Origin of the sequence: Streptacidiphilus sp. MAP12-20, assembly GCF_041262525.1 — a bacterium.
Classification (GTDB): Bacteria; Actinomycetota; Actinomycetes; order Streptomycetales; family Streptomycetaceae; genus Streptacidiphilus.
Genome location: NZ_JBGCCK010000003.1, coordinates 328292 through 348369 on the forward strand (window position 1 = coordinate 328292; position 20078 = coordinate 348369).

The 20078-nt window shown below is 71.4% G+C and carries 19 protein-coding genes; 10 read left to right on the forward strand and 9 right to left on the reverse strand.

From position 1 onward, the window contains the following. Nucleotides 1-65: 65 nt before the first annotated feature. The gene (locus tag ABIA32_RS05950; protein ID WP_370092772.1) at nt 66-2669 is read left to right on the forward strand and encodes an SCO7613 C-terminal domain-containing membrane protein; all 2604 of its coding nucleotides are present in this window, start codon (nt 66-68) and stop codon (nt 2667-2669) included. A 38-nt stretch (nt 2670-2707) separates the two neighbouring features. On the opposite strand, the gene ABIA32_RS05955 is transcribed toward ABIA32_RS05950, so the two are convergent. From ABIA32_RS05955 to ABIA32_RS05990, 8 genes are all read right to left on the reverse strand, one after another. Next, a complete protein-coding gene (locus ABIA32_RS05955; RefSeq protein WP_370092773.1) occupies nt 2708-3493 on the reverse strand; it encodes an alpha/beta fold hydrolase in 786 nt (261 codons plus the stop codon). A 61-nt stretch (nt 3494-3554) separates the two neighbouring features. After that, on the reverse strand, nt 3555-4436 hold the full coding sequence (locus ABIA32_RS05960; RefSeq protein WP_370092774.1) for a sulfurtransferase: 882 nt from the start codon (nt 4434-4436) through the stop codon (nt 3555-3557). A 17-nt stretch (nt 4437-4453) separates the two neighbouring features. Next, complete coding sequence (locus tag ABIA32_RS05965; protein ID WP_370092775.1) at nt 4454-4870, reverse strand: RidA family protein; 417 nt, start codon at nt 4868-4870, stop codon at nt 4454-4456. Next, a complete protein-coding gene (locus ABIA32_RS05970; RefSeq protein ID WP_370092776.1) occupies nt 4867-5646 on the reverse strand; it encodes a maleylpyruvate isomerase family mycothiol-dependent enzyme in 780 nt (259 codons plus the stop codon). Before ABIA32_RS05970 ends, ABIA32_RS05965 begins: the two co-directional genes overlap by 4 nt. A 118-nt stretch (nt 5647-5764) precedes the next feature. Then, on the reverse strand, nt 5765-6472 hold the full coding sequence (locus ABIA32_RS05975; protein ID WP_370092777.1) for a hypothetical protein: 708 nt from the start codon (nt 6470-6472) through the stop codon (nt 5765-5767). Nucleotides 6473-6487: 15 nt separating this feature from the next. Beyond that, on the reverse strand, nt 6488-8359 hold the full coding sequence (locus ABIA32_RS05980; RefSeq protein WP_370092778.1) for a hypothetical protein: 1872 nt from the start codon (nt 8357-8359) through the stop codon (nt 6488-6490). 80 nt (nt 8360-8439) lie between these two features. Further along, nucleotides 8440-8658, reverse strand: coding sequence for a hypothetical protein (locus ABIA32_RS05985; RefSeq protein WP_370092779.1), 219 nt, complete (start codon nt 8656-8658; stop codon nt 8440-8442). A 79-nt stretch (nt 8659-8737) separates the two neighbouring features. Continuing rightward, a complete protein-coding gene (locus tag ABIA32_RS05990) occupies nt 8738-8956 on the reverse strand; it encodes a hypothetical protein (RefSeq protein ID WP_370092780.1) in 219 nt (72 codons plus the stop codon). Between the two features lie 246 nt (nt 8957-9202). Between ABIA32_RS05990 and ABIA32_RS05995 the strand changes: the two genes are divergently transcribed. From ABIA32_RS05995 to rbsK, 8 genes are all read left to right on the forward strand, one after another. After that, nucleotides 9203-9580: a helix-turn-helix domain-containing protein gene (locus ABIA32_RS05995; RefSeq protein ID WP_370092781.1), complete on the forward strand. Its 378-nt coding sequence runs from the start codon at nt 9203-9205 to the stop codon at nt 9578-9580. A gap of 308 nt (nt 9581-9888) precedes the next feature. Next, nucleotides 9889-10089 carry a hypothetical protein gene (locus ABIA32_RS06000; RefSeq protein WP_370092782.1) on the forward strand — a complete coding sequence of 67 codons (201 nt, stop codon included), beginning with the start codon at nt 9889-9891 and terminating at the stop codon, nt 10087-10089. Nucleotides 10090-10168: 79 nt separating this feature from the next. Beyond that, nucleotides 10169-10894, forward strand: a complete 726-nt coding sequence (locus tag ABIA32_RS06005; RefSeq protein ID WP_370092783.1) for a response regulator transcription factor — start codon at nt 10169-10171, stop codon at nt 10892-10894. Beyond that, nucleotides 10891-12378, forward strand: a complete 1488-nt coding sequence (locus ABIA32_RS06010) for an ATP-binding protein (protein ID WP_370092784.1) — start codon at nt 10891-10893, stop codon at nt 12376-12378. Before ABIA32_RS06005 ends, ABIA32_RS06010 begins: the two co-directional genes overlap by 4 nt. Nucleotides 12379-12413: 35 nt before the next feature. Beyond that, nucleotides 12414-12917 carry a DUF1269 domain-containing protein gene (locus ABIA32_RS06015; protein WP_370092785.1) on the forward strand — a complete coding sequence of 168 codons (504 nt, stop codon included), beginning with the start codon at nt 12414-12416 and terminating at the stop codon, nt 12915-12917. A 100-nt stretch (nt 12918-13017) separates the two neighbouring features. Then, nucleotides 13018-14490, forward strand: a complete 1473-nt coding sequence (locus tag ABIA32_RS06020; protein WP_370092819.1) for an FtsW/RodA/SpoVE family cell cycle protein — start codon at nt 13018-13020, stop codon at nt 14488-14490. 59 nt (nt 14491-14549) lie between these two features. Beyond that, nucleotides 14550-16016, forward strand: coding sequence for a peptidoglycan D,D-transpeptidase FtsI family protein (locus ABIA32_RS06025; protein WP_370092820.1), 1467 nt, complete (start codon nt 14550-14552; stop codon nt 16014-16016). Between the two features lie 59 nt (nt 16017-16075). Then, nucleotides 16076-16981 (forward strand): ribokinase, encoded by a 906-nt coding sequence (rbsK, locus tag ABIA32_RS06030; protein ID WP_370092786.1) that lies wholly within the window; start codon nt 16076-16078, stop codon nt 16979-16981. A 93-nt stretch (nt 16982-17074) separates the two neighbouring features. On the opposite strand, the gene ABIA32_RS06035 is transcribed toward rbsK, so the two are convergent. Further along, on the reverse strand, nt 17075-18397 hold the full coding sequence (locus ABIA32_RS06035) for a glycoside hydrolase family 18 protein (RefSeq protein ID WP_370092787.1): 1323 nt from the start codon (nt 18395-18397) through the stop codon (nt 17075-17077). A gap of 310 nt (nt 18398-18707) precedes the next feature. On the opposite strand from ABIA32_RS06035, the gene ABIA32_RS06040 reads away from it, so the two are divergent. Next, nucleotides 18708-20078, forward strand: coding sequence for a sensor histidine kinase (locus ABIA32_RS06040; RefSeq protein WP_370092788.1), 1371 nt, complete (start codon nt 18708-18710; stop codon nt 20076-20078).

Here is a 20078-nt window from a genome sequence, read left to right on the forward strand (position 1 = left end):
CTTGGGTGACAAGCTGAGTACCCGTACTCATGTACGGCGTCGATGGGGCCGTCACACTCTGCCGCATGACCAGCATTTCGCCCATCTGCCCCGACTGCGGCGCGCCCCTGGGTCCGGGTTGGCAGGCCCGATGCCCGCAGTGCGGGCTGCCGTTGGTTGGCCCGGACGCGGCCGCGCTCTGGCAGGTGACGATGGCGCTGCAGGCGATCGACCACCAGCGGTTGATGCTGGTGGCGCACCGGGAGGGGCTGCTCGCTCAGCTGCGTTCCCGACGCGACGCGCCGGAAGCGCCCGTGCCGGGCACGTCCGTGCCCGGCGGGCCCGGCCTACTGCCCGCGCCCGGGGTCGGGGCCGTGAGGGAGGTGTCCGGGCGGTCCGCGCAGACCGTGCTGCTGGTGCTGGGCGGCTTGTTGGTCAGCCTCGCCGCATTGGTGTTCACCGTCGTGAGCTGGGGCACCCTGGGTCTCGCTGCGCGCACCGCCATCCTCCTCGCGCTGACCGCCTGCGCGCTGAGCCTCCCGGTGGTGTTGCGTCGTCGGCGGCTGGCGGCCACCGCCGAGGTGTCCGCCGCCGTCGGGTTGGGGCTCGTCCTGCTGGACTGCTACGGCGCTCGGGCCGCCGGACTGGGCGGGTTCGACAGGATGAACCCCTCCGGCTACTGGGCCGTGGCCACCGCGCTGGTCAGCGTCGGCGCCCTGGTGTACGGCTGGGGGCTGCGGATGAAGTCCCCGCTCGTGGCGGGCTTCCTCCTGATCCGGCTGCCTGCGCTGCTGCTCGTCGCGGCGAGCGGCTCGGGACGCGTCGAGGCCTACGCGGCCGCCTTCGTCAGCGCGACGGTGGTCGACTGCGCGCTGCTTTCGGGTGTCCACAGGATCAGCGCGGCGCCTCAAGGTGATGCTGCGCGGGAGCGGCTCGGCGGAGTGGCGCTCTATCAGGTGGCCGCCACGTTCGCCGTCATCTGGGCGGTGATCGGGGGCTCTGTCGCCGGTGCCGGATCGATGACGGCCACTCATCTCACCCTCGTCGCCTGGGCAGCCGCCCCGCTCGGCACGCTGGCGGTGCTCGCGCTGGCCGTGTCCCTCCGGTACCCGGGCCTGCCGGACTCGGGTCGTCAGGTGGCAGCAGGCGGAGCGGCTGCGGCGCTGCTGCTGGCGGCTGCCGGCGTCTTCCGGGTGCTGCTGGCCGCACCCGCCTGGACGCCGCTGGCGTACGGCGCCCCGGCTGCCGCGCTCGTCCTGGCCGCCGCCGTGGCGTTGCGTCGCGGGAGCGGGCAACACCCCGTCCTCCTCGGGGCCGGCTGTGCGGCCGGGCTGGTGTTGGTGTTCACCTCGGTCGCCGACGTCCCCGAGCTCGTCCGCGCGATCCTCGCGCCGCTGGGTCGGGTCCGGGCCACTTGGGCCGGCACTCCCGTCCCGGGCTGGAGCTGGCACATTGCGCCCGCCGCGCTGACCGGACTCGGGCTGCTGGCCGCTGTTCTCACGATCTTCGCCGTGCTGGGGATGCCCAAGGTGCCTCGCGCCGTCCTCGAAGCGTGTGCCGCGTCGGCTGTCGTCCCGGCCCTCGCGTTGCTGCCGGTCGGCGTGGGCCTGCCGTACGGCCTGGCCGTCGCGGTCGCGCTGCTGATGGCCGCCCTCGCCACGGCGGCCGTCGTGCTGAGCCCGGCTCGCCTGTCCCGCCCTTCTCGCCCGGCCGTGCTGACGGTGCTGGCCGTCGCGACTGGGCTCGCGCTGCTCTGGGCCTCGGCCGACCGCGCCGCGAGCATCGCCGCACTGGCCGTCTGCGCCGTCTTCGGCGCCGGGCTCACCTGGCGCACGCCTGCCACGGCGCCACTCACTGCCGCCTGCACCGTGCTCGCGGTCGGTGTGGAGGCCGCGGCCGTCGGTGCCACGGCCGGCCTCTCGGTCCCGGCCACGGCGCTGGCGGTCCTCGGCGTCGCCGTCGCCTCGGCGCCGGCAGCCGCCCGCATCGCGCGAAGCGCCCGCCTCGCCCGGACCACCGCGGTCGACCTGGCCCACGTCTCCAGCGTCGTCGAGGGCACCGGCTACGGCCTGGCCGCCGTCGCGCTGCTGCTCACTCTTCCCTACCCGGGCCGCCTTGCCCTCGCCCTGACCGTCACCGGGGTCGCCGCCCTCGGCGTGGCCCTGCGCGCCGACCGTCGCAAGGCGGCCACGATCGCGGCGTCCTGCCTGTTCATCGGCGCCTCGTGGATCCGGTTGGCGCTCTGGGACGTGCACACGCCGGAGGCGTACACGATCGCTGTCGCCGCCCTCGCGCTGACGATCGGCCATCTTCGTCACCGGCGCGACCCGGCGGCCTCGTCGTCGGCCACCTACGGCCCCGGGTTGACCGTCGCGCTGCTGCCGAGCCTGCTGACGCTCTGGACCGACGGTCACTGGCTGCGTCCGCTCCTGCTCGGCCTCGCCGCGCTGCTCGCCGTCGTGCTGGGGGTTCGGTTCCGCCTTCGGGCGCCGCTGCTGATCGGCGGGGCCGTGCTCCTCCTCACCGGCGTGCACGAGCTGGCCCCGACAGTTCTCCAGGTCCTCGGACTGCTCCCGCGCTGGGTCCCGCTGGCCGCGGCCGGGCTCCTCCTGCTCCTGCTCGGCGCCCGCTATGAGCAGCGCCTGCGTGATGCCCGCCGCCTGCGTGACGGCCTGCGACGGCTTCAGTAGCCGGATCGGCGGCGTGGGTCGGGCAGGGACGGCATCCCTCAGGCCGGCGCGTTCAGGAAGGGCAGGACCGCGCCCGGCAGCAGTGGGGAGTTGAGCACGTCGTAGTGGGTCGTGCCGGGCAGGACGGCGAGGCGGGAGGCCGGGCGGGCGGAGCCGTCCCAGCCGGCGTCGCGGAGGCCACCGCCCAAGAGGGTGTAGAACTCCGCGACGTGGGCCAGGCTGAAGGAGTCGGCGTCGGCGAAGACGAGCAGGGTGGGCATGGCCAGGTCGCTGACCTCCTTGGACCAGTCGTAGTCCTCACGGAGCAACTCGGCGGTCTTGCCGACCAGGACGGGCCAGTCCTCGGGCCTCGGCGCCGTCGCGGCGTAGGTCCGGTAGATCGGGGACGGCTTCATCATTTCGGCCGTCTCGGCGCTCATCAACTCCATCTGGGCCAGCACGTCCGGCAGCCAGCCCGTGCGCCGGAACGGAACGGAGACCGTGACGAGCCGCCGCACCAGAGTCGGGTGCTGGATGGCGGTCCGCAGCGCGACCCCCGCGCCGAGCGAATAGCCCAACAGGTCGGCGTCGGCCAGGCCGAGGCGCTCGATCAGGGCGGCGACGTCGTCCGCCAGCAGGGCGGGGCGGAGCGGCCGGTCGATGTCGGCCGTCCGGCCGTGGCCCTGCAGATCGACCGCGATCACACGGCGTCCCGCGGAGAGCTCCGGCAGCAGCGGCGCGAACATCTCGCCCGAGCCGAGACCCCCGTGGAGCAGGATCAGCGGCGCGCCTGACCCGTGCTCCTCGTAGTACAGCGACAGACCGTTCACGTCCGCGTAGCTCATGGCAGCACCCTTCCGTCGGGGCCGCGGGGAGGCTGTTGAGGAGGGTGGGCGGCCCGACAGATCACAACGTAGATGGTGCCGCTGACAACTCGTCGGATACCACGGGCAGTGCCGACGGCAGCCCCCATTCGCTCCACGAGCCGTCGTATACCGCGAGCGCAGAGCCCCGGGCGTAGCCGGCGAGCGTCGCGCCGAGGGCGAGTACGCAGGCCGTGACACCGGAGCCACAGCTGAACAGGAGGCGCTCAGGCTGCGGGCTGAAGCGGTCGGCGAACAGGGCGCGCAGCTCGTCCGCCGGCCGGAAGCGGCCGGAGTCGTCCAGCAGGGCAGTGAAGGGGAGGCTGAACGCGCCGGGCATGTGGCCGCCGCGCAGCCCTGGACGGGGTTCCGGGGACGCGCCGGTGAAGCGGTCGTGGGCGCGGGCGTCGAGGACGGCGGCACCAGGGTCGCTCAGCGCGGCCAGGACGACGGCGCTGTCGACGATCAGCTCCGGCCTGGGCCCGGCCGTGAAGTCGCCCGGCCGAGCGACCTGCGCCGGCGCTTCCTGCTGCGGAAGTCCGGCCGCCGACCAGGCGGGCAGGCCGCCGTCGAGGACGGCGACCGCGTCGAAGCCCATCGCGCGCAGCATCCACCAGCCGCGTGCGCTGGAGTAGACACCCGCATTGTCGTAGACGACGACCGTGCCGGTCTCGTTCAGGCCGAGCTCACGCAGCTCGCGCTCGAACTGCTCGGGGCTCGGCATGGTGTGCGGGAGCGCGCTGTCGGGCGCCGACAGCGAGCCGTCGAGGTCGAACAGTTGGGCTCCCGGTATCGCGGGCACCGGGCGCCGGTGGCTGCCGACGCTCGCGTCGAGAACGAGCAGCCCCGGCTCGTCCAGCCGCTCCGCCAGCCAGTCGACGGTGACCAGGGGACCTGGCAGTGACAGTGCGCTCACGTCTTCCATTGCCTTTCTCGATCGAGCTACTCCCGGGCCGTGGGATGTCCGGACAGTACCGCGAGGGCATCGACCTCTACCCGGAACGCCGGATGCACCAACGCGCTGACCTGGACCAGCGAGCAGGCGGGCGGGCGGCTCGTGTCCACGAACTCGTCGCGCACCGAACGGAACGTCGGCAGGTCCGCGAGGTCGGTGAGGAAGACCGTCAGTTTGACGACGTGTTCCCAGTCCGCGCCCGACGCGGCGAGCGCGGCCGCGAGGTTGCGGAAGACCTGCCTGAGCTGGGCCTCGGCGTCGCCGTCGGCGCCGACGAGCACGCCGTTCGCGTCCACGGGGACCTGGCCGGAGACGGCGACGAGCGGACCGGTGGCGACGACGGCGTGGCTGTATCCGTTCACCGGCGGCAGTCCGTCGGGGCGGATGATGTGTTGAGCGCTCACTCCGAGGGCTGCCAGACGCGGAGCTGGGCGAGGACGCTGCGCTCGCCCTCGATCTTCAGGGTGTCCAGCGGCACTCGGCCGTAGAGGGCCAGGGCGAGGTCGCTCGCCGTGCCACGCGCGCTGACCGTCGCGGTGGAGGCGGCCTCGTCGGAGCCCGGCGCGAGCGGACGCGTGCGCGCGCCCTCGGCGGAAAGGGAGAGCAGCCAAGCGGGCCCCTCCTCCGCGTGCAGGGCGACGAGCACGGGCTCGTGCGGCCAAGCGCCCGACGCACCACAGGCGACGTGCAGGAACTCGTCGACGGTGTCCAGCGCGATCACGCCGGGCAGCGGCTCGACACGCCCGATGCTCAGTTGCGCGTCGTAGGTGTGCACCAGCGCCTCGTGCACCTGGTGGCGCGCGACGGCGCCTGCCGTCTGCGGGGCGTCGGCTCGGCCCCACCAGGTCCAGCAGCCGCGCTCGGGGTCGGTGGCTCGCAGGGCGGAGAGCAGCAAGTCCGTCGACTCCGCGGACCAGGCGAGAACCTGCTCGCGCTCCTGCGGGAGTTCGAAGACGAAGTTCTCCTCGGGCTGTGGCCCGTCGGCCGGGCCTGCCGTGACCGTGGCCGCCCAGAAGCGGTGGACCATGCCGAGATGGGCAACAAGATCCCGCAACGACCAGTCGGGGCAGCTGGGGACCGGTGCCCCGAGATCGGCCTCGGTGCCGAGCGCCGCTCGGAAGGCGGCGGAGCGCTCGGCGACGAGCGTGATGAGCTGAGCGTATTCCTCGGTGGCCGTCATATGGACTGTCTAGCAGCCGCCACTGACAGACCGTCGCACCCGCCCCGGAGCGGGCCTCCGTGGCGGGGGAGGACCCGCTCCGGGACGGGCGACGGCGCGGACCGGGCGCAGGCGGCGGTCAGCTCTGGTCGAAGACCCGGTGGACCGTCACCTGGGGCTCAAGCTGGGCAAGCGCGTCCACCCCGGGCCCCTTGGGTGCCGAAGCCGCCGCGGACTTGAGGATGGCCGCCACCTGGGCGGCGAGCACGTCCGCCTGGCGCCTGATGTCGGCGATGGAGGCCGTGGACCGCCCCAGGGCGTCCAGTTTGCGGTGCACCACCGCCAGTTGGCGTTGTGCGGCCGCGTCCAGCGTGAACGGTCGGGGCGTCGAGACGATGAACTGGTAGGCGCCGGCCAGGGATTCACAGCCGGGGCAGTGGACGTTCGCGGCCCGGCTGAGGTTGACCGCGTTGAGGTGGATGTTCGTGCCGGCCATGGTGACGATCTGGAAGGAGAGCGCCACTGAGCGGCACGGATCTGCTGCGCTGCAATGGGAGGCCGTCGCCGTCGCCTGGTTGCGCACCCCGGCCGCGAAGAGCGCGCCGTACTGGTGGACCGTGAACGAATCCTGGAACCGGGATTCGTGGGCGGGGTTGGCGAGCGTGTGCGCGCTGTCGTCGGCGACCGCGATGCCCTGGACCGGGCCGCTGCCGAAGCCGGCCGCCTGCGCGGCGCCCGTCGTGGTGCCGATCACGCCGAGGCCGGCCGTGGCCAGCAGGCCGAAGCGCAGGGCGCGGCGCGCCGCGCCGCCGGGCAGGCGGACCTTTCTGTGGTGGTTGAGCTCCATGATGTGACTCCTCTGCTACGTGGCTGCGTGGGCTGATTGCTGGGGCGCCGGGCTGGGAGGCGGACTGACCGACGCGGCCGGCGTGGGCGGGGGAGACGTCGAGGCGGACGGGGTTCTTGTGGACGTCGGAGTACCGGTCGGCGCGGGCGACGCGCTGGTGCTCGGTCCAACTGCCGAGCCGGAGGCCGAGGGGCGCGGGGAGGGGTGGCCCGAGGGGCGGGCGGAAGGTGTCGCCGAGGGCGCGGCCGAGGCGGAGCTTCCGCTGGTCGCAAGCGGGCTCCCGCCCGGCGCGGCACCGTGCCTGGGATGCCCGGAGCCCCCCAGTCCCTGGGCGGTCGGGACAGCCGAGGCACCGCCTGGCTCGGCCGGACGGCTTGGCGAGGGGCTGGGCACGACCGTTGGCACGCCAGGCTGGAGCACGGGAACGATCGGCGGCTGGGCCGGCAGCGGTTTGGGCGTCAACCCGACGACCCAGGCACAGCAGAGGCCGCCCGCCGCGACGAGGCCGAGGGCGCACAGCCCGGCACGTATCCGGGGCTTGCCCGCCGTGGCCCGGCGAGCGGCGCGGAGCAGGCGTCCGGCCAGTCGTACCGAGAGATAGGTCATACCGGCCAGTGGGCAGATCAGCATCAGGGAACCCACCAGACCGGCCGCGCCGGCGGCGAGCTGGCCGTGGGTGAAGGCTGATCCGGTGCCGGCGAGTTGCCCGGTCAGGGAGCGCACGCCGGTAGCCAGGATGCGGGGCAGGTTCCAGAGTGCGTAGCCCAGATCTCCCAGGAGTAGCGGGACCATGCTGCAGACCCAGACCGTGACTATCACCCGGGCCGAGCGCTTGAGCTCGGCGACCTCGGGGGGAGTGCGCCGGCCGGGCACCATGCTGAGCAGGATCGGGCGGATCTTGCCGTAGAGGTCAGGGATGCCGGCCAGGTCGCCGAGGATGTAGTAGCCGTCCAGTCGGACTGCCGGCATCAACTGCTCCAGCACCTCGAAGTGGCCGAGGTAGACGGCGCTGAGGAAGAACGGCTGACCCGTCAACAGGTAGCAGCCGGCCAGGCCGAGCATGAAGACGACGTTGAAGTAGACCCCGCCAAGGTCCGTCCGGATCCGGCCGGAGCGGCCGATCCGGTAGACGTCGGTGACGTCCGTGTACAGGGAGGGCCAGATCAGGAAGAGGCCGCAGCCGATGCAGCCGGGTCTGGCCCCGCCGTAGTGGCAGGCCGAGGCGTGCCCGAACTCGTGGAAGACCAGCGAGGCCACCGTGAGCGCGAAGACGGCGAGCAGCAGCACCGGCTGGTCCAGCACATGGAGCACCGGCGTGATCGCCCCGTAGTAGCCGAACATCCAGACGTCCATGGCGACGGCGGCGATCAGCACCGCGGCCACCACCGGCGGCCGGTGCAGCCAGGCCAGCGAGCGGGCGATGCGGTGGACCCGCCGCTCGCCGAAGAGGACCTTGTGTCCCTTGAGTGCGAGCAGCAGGTCCGAGCGCGGGGCGTCGACCTCGTCGTGTTCCTGCCCCCAGGGAACAGTGACGCCCAGCGGAATCAGCTTCTTCTCGATCAGGAAGGAGATGTTCTCCTCGCTGACCTCCCTGCCGAAGAGACCACTGACACGGTGTGAGATCCCCTCGGTGTCCCGCACGCCGTCGATGGCCCCGGCGACCAGGTGGAGCAGCCGTGACAGCTGCACCACCTGGCCGTCCCCCCGGCGGGCGATGTACTTGGGCTCGGTGAAGCCGGAGCCCTGGTATTCCCCGTGCAACCGCAGCCCCGCGCTGAGCCGGGGTACGGGGAACTCCGGGCCGAACGGGCACGACGGCTGCACGGGTGTCGCGAAGCCACCTGGCCCGGGGACGAATGCCGCCCCCGTCTCCGCAGTGACTGTCATGTGGATGTGTCCTCCCCCGTAGGCGTGGGTCGGCCCCTCCCCTGAGCCGACCCACGGCGCGGACCCGCCTGGTGCGTGGACTACTGGCTGATGACGATCGACTGGGCGGCCTCGGACTGGGCCGTCGCGCCGTCGGAGCCGAAGTTGCCGGCGAAGGAGTGGTTGTGGGCGCTGACGTGCACCACGTGCTTGGTGACGTTGACCGTCTTGGTGAAGCTGAACTTCAGGCGGCCCAGCGCCTCACGGCCCGGCAGCAGCTCGGCCGACTCGGACTCCAGCTCGTGCATCTCCATGCTCATGATTTCTCCCTGTTCTCTGTCTTCTCGGGTTTCGGGTCTTCTCGGGTTCCGGTGCGGTCCCCTGCGGTGAGCTTCAGGTTTACTGGTGGATCACGATCGACTGCTGCGCGTCCGAGGCGGCGGTGGCGCAGTTCGAGTCGACGTTCAGCGCGCTGGAGTGGTTGTGGGCGCTGACGTGCGCCACGTGCTTGGTGACGTTGACCGTCTTGGTGAAGCTGAACTTCAGGCGGCCCAGCGCCTCGCGGCCCGGCAGCAGCTCCGCCGACTCGGCCTCCAGCTCGTGCATGTCCATGCTCATGAGTCCCCCTCGGGGTGGCAGTGGCGGCGTCCGTCCAATGATGTCGGACGCCGTGTCCAACGAGATTGGACAGTAGTCGTGAGATCCGACGGGCCGCAAGGGCTTTTGTTGCAACGCTCTGCAACGGACTGGTAACAGACTGAAATGTGCAGGTGGGCCCGCATGTGCCCGCCCGGAGAGGCGTGATCGCCCTAGAATCGAGGCCGCAGGATCGCTGCCACGAGGTGCACGAGGGAGGGAGTCAGGGTGTCCAACGCGCTGCAGGTGCTGATGCGCGAGCGGCTGGATCGGCAGGGCTGGTCGTACGGCGAGGTCGCCCGTCGCGGCGAGATCCCCCGCTCCACCGTGCATCACCTGGCCACGTCCGACCGGCTGGTCAGGATGCCGCAGCCGAGCACCCTGGAGGGCCTGGCCCGAGGGCTGGAACTGCCGCTGGACACGGTTCGCCGCGCGGCGGCCGAGGCGTGCGGCATCCACCTGTACCAGGCGGCCCCCGATCCGGAGGTGGACGTGCTGATCGCCAGTGTCCAGCAGCTCTCGGTGCAGGACCGTCGCCATGTTGCGGCGCTGGTCGAGTCCCTGCTGGAGCGCGGCCGTCAGCCGGAAGCCGGGCCCGCCGACTGACGTTCCCCCGCCGTCGCTGCCGTGGTCACCGCTGCGCGGGTTGCGGCCGGCTCACTTGGTCGCTTGGTCGCGTATTGACGAATAGGCGACGGAAAAGGTTGCACTCCCGCCCGGGTGCGACCGGAAAGAGCGAATTCGGCGATTGCCAGGGGCCCCCGTCGCCGAACCGGGCTAGCGTCGTCTGCCACAGGGACCTCCGAGCCGCCGGTGGCCGCTGTGGCTCAATGGCGCGAAGGCCAGGGGGATACGTGCTGGTCGTGCAAGGAGGCCCCACCACCGCAGTGGTCCGGGGCCGCACTGGGGAATCGGTGGTTCTGCTCTCGGGCGAGCTACCCGCCGAACTGACGGACGAGGCCCTTGAAGGGGTGCTGGATCTCGCCGCCGCCGTGCTGGACACGGCGGAAATGCTGCTCTTCCGACGCTGTCTCGACGCGCTCCGCCGAGGCGACCTCAGTCGCACGCGCCGGGTCGAGATAGACGGGGCCGTGCTCACCGTCCATTCGGGCTGAGGGGGCACAGGGGGCCCTGTGGCGTCAGGGGCAGGAGGACTCTTACCAGTTCCTCATGCAGTCGTGGACAATCGGACTCGTGACGTCGACTGTTCTACTGGCCGAGGACGACAGGGCCATTCGTGATTCGCTGGACCGCCTGCTGACCCTGGAGGGCTATCAGGTGACTCCGGTGTCCGATGGCATCGAGGCGTTGGCCTCCGTGCACAAGCAACGCCCGGACGTACTGGTCCTGGACGTCATGATGCCCGGAATCGACGGCCTGGCCGTCTGCCGGGTGCTCCGGGCCGAGGGCGACAACGTGCCGATCCTGATGCTGACGGCCCGGGTGGACACCTCCGACCGGGTGGCCGGCCTGGACGCCGGTGCGGACGACTACATGCTCAAGCCCTTCGAGGCCGAGGAACTGCTGGCCCGCCTGCGTGCGCTGCTGCGCCGGGCTGCCGCTCCGGCCGCCGCGACGGACACGGGCGCCACCGGTGCCGAGGCCGTCGTGGTCGGGCACGAGCTGATCGAGGTCGACGACCTGCGGATCGACCCGACCGCGCGGCGGGTCTGGCGGGCCGGCGAGGAGATCCAGCTCTCCCGTACCGAGTACGACCTGCTGGAGCTGCTCGCCCGCAACGCCGGGATCGTGCTCGACCACAGCACGGTCTACGACCGGATCTGGGGCTACGACTTCGGTCCTGGCTCCAAGAACCTCGCCGTCTACATCGGGTACCTGCGCCGCAAGCTGGACACGCCCGAGCGCACGCCGTTGATTCACACCGTTCGGGGCGTCGGCTACACCCTGCGCGAGCCGTGAGCCGACTGCGGGCCAATGTCGGCCTGCGGGTGCGCTTCGCCGTCGCCTTCGCCGCGCTCGCGGCGCTGGTAGCGGTGCTCGTCGGCGCGCTCGGTTACAGCGCGGCCGCGACCTTGATCCGGAGCGACCGGGCCAAGGACTTCCAGCAGTCGCTGACCACCCTGGTCGGGGACGCGGAGACGCTGAACCTCTCGGCGCGCGACTTCGCCGCCAATCCCGAGAGCAAGGACCAGCTGGTCGACCAACTGACCCACTCCGGCGACATCGGCGTGCAGGTCATCGGCCCGGATGGTGAGGTGATGCAGTGGGGCAAGCCGGACCCGCTCCCGGTCGGCGCGCAGGACAAGCAGCTGGCCCGCATGCATGCGGCCGGCAAGACGCGCAACATCACCGAGTTCACCGGCGGTGACCGTTACCACGTGGTCACAGTCTCCCTCGGGGGTGGCCGCGGTGCGGTGATGATCTCCGAGCGGCTCAGTGCGACCGACGATCTTCTGGACACGCTGATGGTCCGGATCGCGCTCACGGCCGGTGCGGTGATCATCGCGGCGGGTGCCGCGGGCTGGTGGGTGGCCGGGCGGATCACCCGTCGCCTGGTCCGGCTGACCGCCACCGCCGAGCAGGTCGCCGCGACCGGTGAGCTCACCCTGGACGTGCCGCAGCGCGGCCGTGACGAGATCGGTCGGCTGGCCCGTGCCTTCGACGACATGTTGGGCCGGCTCGCGCGGTCCCAGGACGACCAGCGGCGCCTGGTCCAGGATGCCGGCCACGAACTGCGGACTCCGCTGACCTCGCTGCGCACCAACATCGCCGCGCTGCGCCGACTTGACCGGCTCTCGCCGGCCTCCCGGGCCGCGCTCCTGGACGACCTGGAGACGGAGACGCGGGAGCTGACGGTGCTGGTGAACGAGCTGGTCGAGCTGGCCAACGACCGGCGCAGCACCGAGCAGCCGGCGGCGACAGAGCTGGACGAGCTCGCCGAACGGGTCGCGGACCTGACCCGGCGCCGCACCGGCCGCGAGATCGTGGTGGACGCGGAGCCCGTGGTGCTCTCGGTGCGGCCGCAGGCGCTCCAGCGCGCACTCACCAATCTGGTCGAGAACGCGGCCAAGTTCTCCTCCGGTCCGGCTGAGATCACCGTGGAGGTCCGCGAGGACCGGATCACCGTCCTCGACCGGGGGCCGGGCATCGACGCGCAGGATCTGGAGCGGATCTTCGACCGCTTCTACCGGGCGACGGCCGCCCGGAGCCTCCCCGGCTCCGGGCTGGGTCTGTCAATCGTCCGCGAGGTGGCGGAGGAGCACGGCGGCGAGGTCTTCGCCCAGAACCGAGCGGGTGGCGGTGCGGAGATCGGGTTCACGCTCGATCCGGAGGGAGCGGTCCCGAGCGCTGCGCCGGTGCTGAGGCGCGCCGAGATCGTGGCGTCGGTTCCGCGCCTACGACACGCGGATAACAAATCGGACAAATCAGGAGCAGCTAGGTAGATTCCCAGTAGATCGACGCCTGGAAGGGAATCTCTGTGAGCAACCTCATCGCTGTCGCCTACCCCGACGTGGCCACCGCCGAGCAGGTCCGCAGCAAGCTGGTCGAGCTGCAGAAGCAGAAGCTGATCAAGGTCGAGGACGCCGTCGTCGTCGAGCGCCGGTCGGACGGCAAGGTCAAGCTGCACCAGGCAGTCAGCACCACGGGTGCCGGTGCGGCCGGCGGTGCGCTCTGGGGCGGCCTCATCGGCCTGCTCTTCTTCATGCCCTTCCTGGGTGCGGCCATCGGCGGCGCCACCGGCGCGGCAGTCGGCTCCGCGCAGGACTACGGCGTGGACGACAGCTTCATGCGCGAGGTCGGCGCCAACCTGGTGCCCGGCGCGGCCGCCCTCTTCACGCTGGTCAGTGACGCGGTGACGGAGAAGGTCCTGCCCGAGCTGGCTCCCTTCGGCGGACAGCTGATCCAGACCTCGCTGAGCCCGGCCGACGAGGAGCACCTCAAGGAGGCGGTCGCCGCGGCTGCTGCTGGCCACAGCGCCTGACCGCGAGGGACGGAGCGAAAGGCATCCCCTTCGGGGAGGCCGACGCGCGTTCTGCGCGCGTGTGAACACACCCTCAGACGAGACGATCGAGACGACCCCGATGGCCGCGACCGCTGCCCAGGCGCCTCCCGTCCCCGATGTCCCGAAGGTCCCCACCCGGCGCTGGGTTGAGCTGGCCCTGGTCGTCCTGGCGGTGGCCATCGCGGCGTACGGGTACGCCGACGTCGGCTACAACCTCGACGGCAAGGTGCCCGGCGACACGCTCACGTACGGGCTGAGCCTCGGGGCCCTGGCGCTGATCGCGCACCTCTGCGTCCGGCTCCGGGCCGCCTACGCGGACCCGCTGCTGCTGCCGATCGCGGTCCTGCTCAACGGCATGGGCCTGGTGCTGATCTACCGTCTGGACCGGGCCACCCCGGGGAACTCCTCCGCGCCGTCCCAGCTGATGTGGTCGACCATCGGCGTGCTGCTCTTCATCGGCGTGGTGCTGCTGCTCCGCGATTACCGGGTACTCCAGCGCTACGCCTATGTACTGGCCTTCGCCACACTGCTGCTGATGATCGTTCCGATCTTCCTGCCCGCCGTCTACGGCGCCAAGATCTGGATCAAGCTCGGCCCGCTCTCCTTCCAGCCGGGCGAGATCGCCAAGATCACGCTGGCCATCTTCTTCTCGGCCTATCTGGCCGTCCACCGCGACGCCCTCGCGCTGACCGGCCGCAAGGTCTGGAAGCTGGAGCTGCCACGCGGCCGCAACCTCGGCCCGATCGTGATGATCTGGCTGGCCAGCGCCGCGATCCTGTTCCTCGAGCAGGACCTCGGCATGCTGCTGCTGTTCTTCGGCCTGTTCGTGGTCATGCTCTACGTCGCCACCGGTCGGATCGGCTGGATCGCCGTCGGGCTGCTGCTCGTGGGCGTCGCCGTGGTCCCCGTCGCACTCTGGGAGCCACACGTCCACGTCCGCTTTGCCGACTGGCTCGACCCGATGCGGACCATCAACGAGGGCAAGGGGCCGAGCCAACTGGCTCAGTCGCTCTTCTCCTTCGCGGCGGGCGGGCTGCTCGGCACCGGCCTCGGGCTCGGGCACTCGTACCTGATCGGCTTCGCGATGAAGTCGGACTGGATCCTGGCGACCTTCGGGGAAGAGCTGGGACTGGTCGGTCTGGCCGCACTCCTGCTCGTCTACGCGATCGTGGTGATCCGTGGCTACCGCACCGGCAGACTGCTGCGGGACCCCTTCGGACGGCTGCTCTCCATCGGGCTGGCCACGCTGCTGGCACTGCAGATCTTCGTGGTCGCGGGCGGTGTCACCGACCTGATCCCGCTGACCGGGATGACCATGCCGTTCCTGGCGCAGGGCGGCTCCTCGCTGGTGACCAACTGGATCCTGATCGCCCTGCTGGTGAAGCTGAGCGATGCGGCCCGCCGCCCGGGGCCGCCCGCTCCGCTGCTGGTCGAGCCGCAACCTGATCGGCCGAGGCGGCCGCAAGCCGGACCGGACGCTGACGGACCGGACGACGGACGGGATGCTGACGGACCGGACGACGAGGAGACACAGGCGGTGCCGCAGGTATGAGCAAGAAGCCGCCGAAGGCTGCGCGGCCGAACACGCCCGCCGGAGCGGTCCGCCTGTCGTTGAGCAGGACCGGGCGTCGGGCCGGGCTGTTCTGCCTCCTCCTGGTCGTGTTGCTGCTCCTCAACTGCACCAGACTGCAGGTCTTCCAGGCCAAGTCGCTCAACGACAACGCGGCCAACCAGCGCAGCGTCATCGCCCGCTACAGCCAGCCGCGTGGTGACATCTTCGTCGCGGGCAAATCCGTCACCGGCTCCAAGAACACCGGCAGCACCTACGCGTACCAGCGCACGTACACCGACGGCCCGCTCTACGCCCCGGTGACCGGGTTCTCCTCGCAGACCTACGGCAACACGCTGGTCGAGGGCGTCGAGAACGACCTGCTGACCGGTCAGGACAGCCGCCTCTCCACGCAGCCGCTCTGGGACGAGATCTCCCGGGCGTCGGTGCCCGGCGGGAATGTCTTCACCACGATCAACCCCAAGGCGCAGCAGGCCGCATTCCAGGGGCTCGGCACGAAGCGCGGCGCGGTCGCCGCGATCGACCCCGCCACCGGTCGGATCCTGGCGCTGGCCAGCACCCCCTCGTACGACCCGAACGGCGTCACCGGAGCCGGCCAGGCCGCCACGGCCGACTGGACGAGGCTGAACGCGGACAGCACACAGCCGATGCTGAACCGAGCGTTGCGTCAGACCTACCCGCCGGGCTCGACGTTCAAGGTGGTCACCCTGGCGGCGGCGCTGCAGACCGGGCTCTACAGCGGGATCGACGTCCCGACGAACTCGCCGAATCCGTACACGCCGAACGACACGAACCACGCGCTCACCAACGAGTCCGCGAGCGACGCGTGTACCAACGCGACGCTTGACTATGCGCTTCAGGTCTCCTGCAACACCGTCTTCGGCAAGGCGGGGGTCGACGTGGGTGCGAAGAACATGGTCAAGACGGCGGAGGCATTCGGGTTCAACCAGACCGGCCAGACGGTGCCGGTAGGGGTGGTGAGGAGCAACTTCGACACCGGCCTGACCAGCCAGGCGTTCCTCGCGCTCTCCTCGATCGGCCAGTACGACACGGCCGCGACCCCGCTGGAGATGGCGGAGGTCGCGGCCGCGATCGCCGACAACGGAGTGCTCATGCAGCCGCGGCTGCTGGACAAGGTCACTCGGAGCGACGGGTCTACGGTGCAGAGCTTCGGGGACAAGCAGTTCGGTCAGCCGGTCTCGGAAAGTGTGGCCACCCAGATCCAGCAGGCGATGGTGAACGTGGTCAACACCGGTACCGGCGCGAACGCGCAGATCCCGGGTGCGATCGTCGGCGGCAAGACGGGAACGGCGCAGAACGGCGTCGGCAACAGCGGCACGCCCTATGCGTGGTTCATCTCCTATGCGAAGCCCAACGCGTCGTCGGCCTCGCCGGTGGCGGTGGCGGTGGTGATCGAGGACAGCAATGCCAACCGCGCCGACATCAGCGGCGGCGGCCTGGCCGCGCCGATCGCCAAGGCCGTCATGCAGGCGGTCCTCAACGGCTGAGCCGGTTCCGTCCCTCCCCTCCGAGAGCCGCCCCCACCTGCGTTAAGTAGGGTGACCCCATGCCGAAGATCGCAGTCGTCGGAAGCATCAACCTCGACCTGGTCGTGCCCGTGCCACGGCACCCGCGGCCTGGCGAGACCGTGCTCGGCGGGGATCTGGCCGAGTATCCGGGCGGGAAGGGCGCGAACCAGGCGGTCGCCGCGGCGCGGCTCGGCGCGGCAGTCGCGATGCTGGGCCGGGTGGGCGCCGACGACGCGGGTGCGCGACTGCGGCGGGCGCTGGAGCGTGAGGGCGTGGACGTCAGCCGCGTCGAGGCGGTCGACGGGGTGCCGACGGGCCGAGCGCTGATCGCGGTGGACGACCTGACCGGGGAGAACTCGATCATCGTCAGCCCCGGCGCGAACACCGCCCTCGCCCCTGAGCACTGCGCGTCCGAGGGGGCACTGCTCCGCGACGCGGACATCACCCTGCTGCAGCACGAGATCCCGCCGGAGACCGTCGCTGCCGCGGCACGGCTGGCCGGCGGCACGGTGCTGCTCAACCCGGCGCCGGCCCGGGAGCTCAGCCTCGACCTGCTGCACATGGTCGACCTGCTCGTCCCCAACCGGGAGGAACTGGCCGCGCTGGTCGGCCATCCGCTCCCTGACCTGCACGCGGTGGCGGACGCCGCCCGTTGTCTGCGCGGCCCGACCGCGGTGGTGGTCACCCTCGGCGCCGAGGGGGCACTGCTCTGCGAGGACGGCGCGGTGGCCTTTGTGCCCCCGCACCCGGTCGCCCCGCTGGACACCACGGCGGCGGGCGACGCCTTCTGCGGCGCACTGGCCGTCGGCCTGGCCGAGGGCCGGTCCTTGCACGAGGCCGTGCGCCGGGCGAACGTCGCCGCCGCGCTCAGCACGACCCTGGCGGGCGCCCAGCCGTCCCTGCCCACCCGTGACGAGGTCGCGCAGGCGCTGGGGGAGTTCTAGCCGTACCGCGCGTAGCCAGCGAAGACAGGCGCGGCGCGGACCGACCGAGGTCGGTCCGCGCCGCGCCTGATGCGCCTGACGCGTCGGACGTGACTAGCGGCCGTTGAGGCCGGCGCCGAGGGCGGCGGTCAGGCTGCCGTCGGAGGTGTCACCGTCCATGGACCAGACGAAGGTGCCTCGCAGGCCCTGCTCGCGGATGTACTGACCCTTGATCCAGAGGGAGAGCGGGTTGTCGTAGCTGTAGAAGGTGCCGGAGGCGGCGTCGTACTTGTACGGCTCGTTCGCCGCCGGGTCCCAGAAGGTCTGGCCGGGGGCGGTGACCACCTGGTTGTAGTTCGGGGTGCCGCCGCCCGCCGTGGCCGGCTGGAAGAGGCCGTCGCCGCGTGGACCGGGGGCGACGCCGGTCCAGGTGTGGGCGTAGTAGGGCACCGCGAGGCCGATCTTGCTCGGCTTGACCCCTTGCGCCTCGTAGTACTGGACGGCCTGGTCGACGCTGAACCTGTTGTTCGCCGGGTTCGGGTCACGCGGGTCCTGGGTCAGCGCGGAGGAGAACGCGGTCGGCCCGGTGGCCTCCCAGCCCCCGTGATAGTCGAAGGTCATGACGTTGAACCAGTCGACGACCTTGGCGATCTTGCTGAGCTCCAGCTTCGCGGCAGCGGCGGGGTTCGCCGAGGTGTTCGCGGTGAGCAGGTAGCGCGTGTCGGTCGCGTCGCCCGCGACGTCCAGCTGCTTGCGGAACTCCTGCATGAGCGCCGTGAAGTTCGGCGTGTCCTGCGGGCCGTAGGGGTTGCCGTTGCCCGGCTCGCCCGGGTACTCCCAGTCTATGGCGAAGCCGTCGAAGATCCCGGCGGCGGCGCCTACCGGAAGACCCGGGAGGTTGCCGTTGACGTACTGGTCGACGCAGGAGGCCACGAACTTCTGCCGCGCCGCGTCGGAGGACGCGACCTGCGAGAAGCGTCCCGACCAGGACCAGCCGCCGATCGACATCACGATCTTCAGGTTCGGGTACTGCGCCTTGAGCTCGCGCAGCTGGTTGAAGTTGCCGAGCAGGGCCTGGCCGGCCGCGTCGGCCTGCCCGGTCACCGACTCGCCGGCGGCGAAGGGCCGCTGGTAGTCGGCCCAGCTGTCGCCGCTGGCGCACAGGCCGTCGGCGGAGATGTTGCTGAACGCGTAGTCGAGCTCGGTGAGGTGCTTGATCTCACCGCTGCTGATCAAATTCTTCTCGAAGTTGCCTGAGTAGATGCCCCATTGGGTGAAGTACCCAATGAGCTGCTTCTGGTTGTGGCCGTGGTCGCCTGCGTTCTCGTAGGCGGTGGCGGCGTGGGCGGGCGCGCTGCCGAGCAGTGCGGCGGCGCAGGCCGCGGCCGCGGTGGCGACGGCGGCACGACGGACGGAGGCGCGACGGATCGCTGGCATGGACTCTCCTCGACGGGGGTGCCTCAAGCAGGAGCGGAACGCTTGCGCGGAAAGGGAGGCTTGGGCATTGGCATAGACCAATGAGAGGGAAGGTATAGGCCAATCTGGCGAAGGGTCAATGGTTTGGCGGGTGTGCACCCAGGCGCGTTCACAGGCGTGTGCACAGGCGTGTTCAGGGGCGCGCCCACACGTGGGTGCGCAGGATCCACTCGGCCGGAGGTTGACCAACTCGGTTCACGCCCTCGGCCTCTGTGAACAGACCCGTCCCGCGCGAGCCGGGACTTCGTCCAGGCCCTAGGCTGGCCCGGTCATGGGAAGCGCACTGCGACGCGGCGTCGGCCACGTCTGGGGGCGGATCTGCCGCATCGCGCGGCTGCTGCGGGATGCCGCATGGGCCGCGCCGGATCGGCATGTCGCGCTCGCGCCCGGACTGGGCCGACACGCGCGCCTCGCCCTGGGCGCAGTCGGGATCGTCTCCGTCGTGGTGCTGGCGATGACGGCGAACTTCCAGCTCAACGAGCTGGTGCCGGGCAATCTCGCGTGGGCGCTCGCCGCCCTTCAGGTGCTGCCGCTGCTGCTCGTCGTCTCGCGGCCGTTGGCCGCCTGGCGGATCAGCGCGCTCGGCATGACACTCGCGACCTTCGCCGAGGTCGGTCACGCGCCGACGCCGTTCTGGCCCTGGTCGATCAGCTCCTGCCTCGCCTTCGTGCTGCTGCTCTTCGTCACGGCCCAGCGCTACGGCCGCGACATCGCCGTCGCCGTCGACCTGCTCACCGCCGCGGCCGTCCTGCTGCCGGCCGTGCTCCTGGTCAACCTGCCGGTCGTCGTGCTCGCCGTCGCCGCCGTCGGCGTGACCCTGGTGCTGGTCCTGGGGGAGTCGATCCACTCCCGGCTGGAGGCCGAGCGCCACCTCGAGGAGGCCGAACAGCAGCGCCGGGCCGGACTGGCCCGGCAGGCCGTGCTGGAGGAGCGCAGCCGGATCGCCCGTGAACTGCACGACGTCGTCGCGCACCACATGTCGATGATCGCCATCCAGGCCGAGGCCGCCCCGTACAAGGAGCCCGGCCTGCCCGAGCAGACCCGGCGCACCTTCGCCGCCATCCGCGAGGCGTCCACCACGGCGTTGACCGAGATGCGGCGGGTGATCGGCCTGCTGCGCGAGGAGGACGAGGGCGCGGAACGCGCTCCGCAGCCGGGCATCGACAGCATCCCCGACATGGTCCGCGCCGCCCGCCGGGCGGGCATGCAGGTCGATCTGACGCTCAGCAGCGGACCGGAGCGGCCGCCGGCAGTGCTCGACGTCTCCGTCTACCGCATCGTCCAGGAGGCGCTCAGCAACGCCGGCCGCCACGCGCCGGGCGCGCACGTCGCCATCGAGGTGCTCCGCACCGCCGAGCGGGTGCGGATCCACGTCGCCGACGACGGCTGTTCGGACAGCAGGACTGCGGCCGCGCCGCCGGGCGGCAACGGTGGGCACGGCCTGACCGGCATGCGCGAGCGCGCCGCGCTGCTCGGTGGCACGCTGCGGGCCGGACGGCGCGCGGACGGCGGCTTCGAGGTGACGGCCGAGCTCCCGTTGGACGGGTCGGCGTCGCGGATCGCGGCACGGCGTGGAGAATCGGGCACGAACGGGCCGGACGGACAGCCGGGCAGGCAGCCGGACAGACAGGGGGAGCAGTGA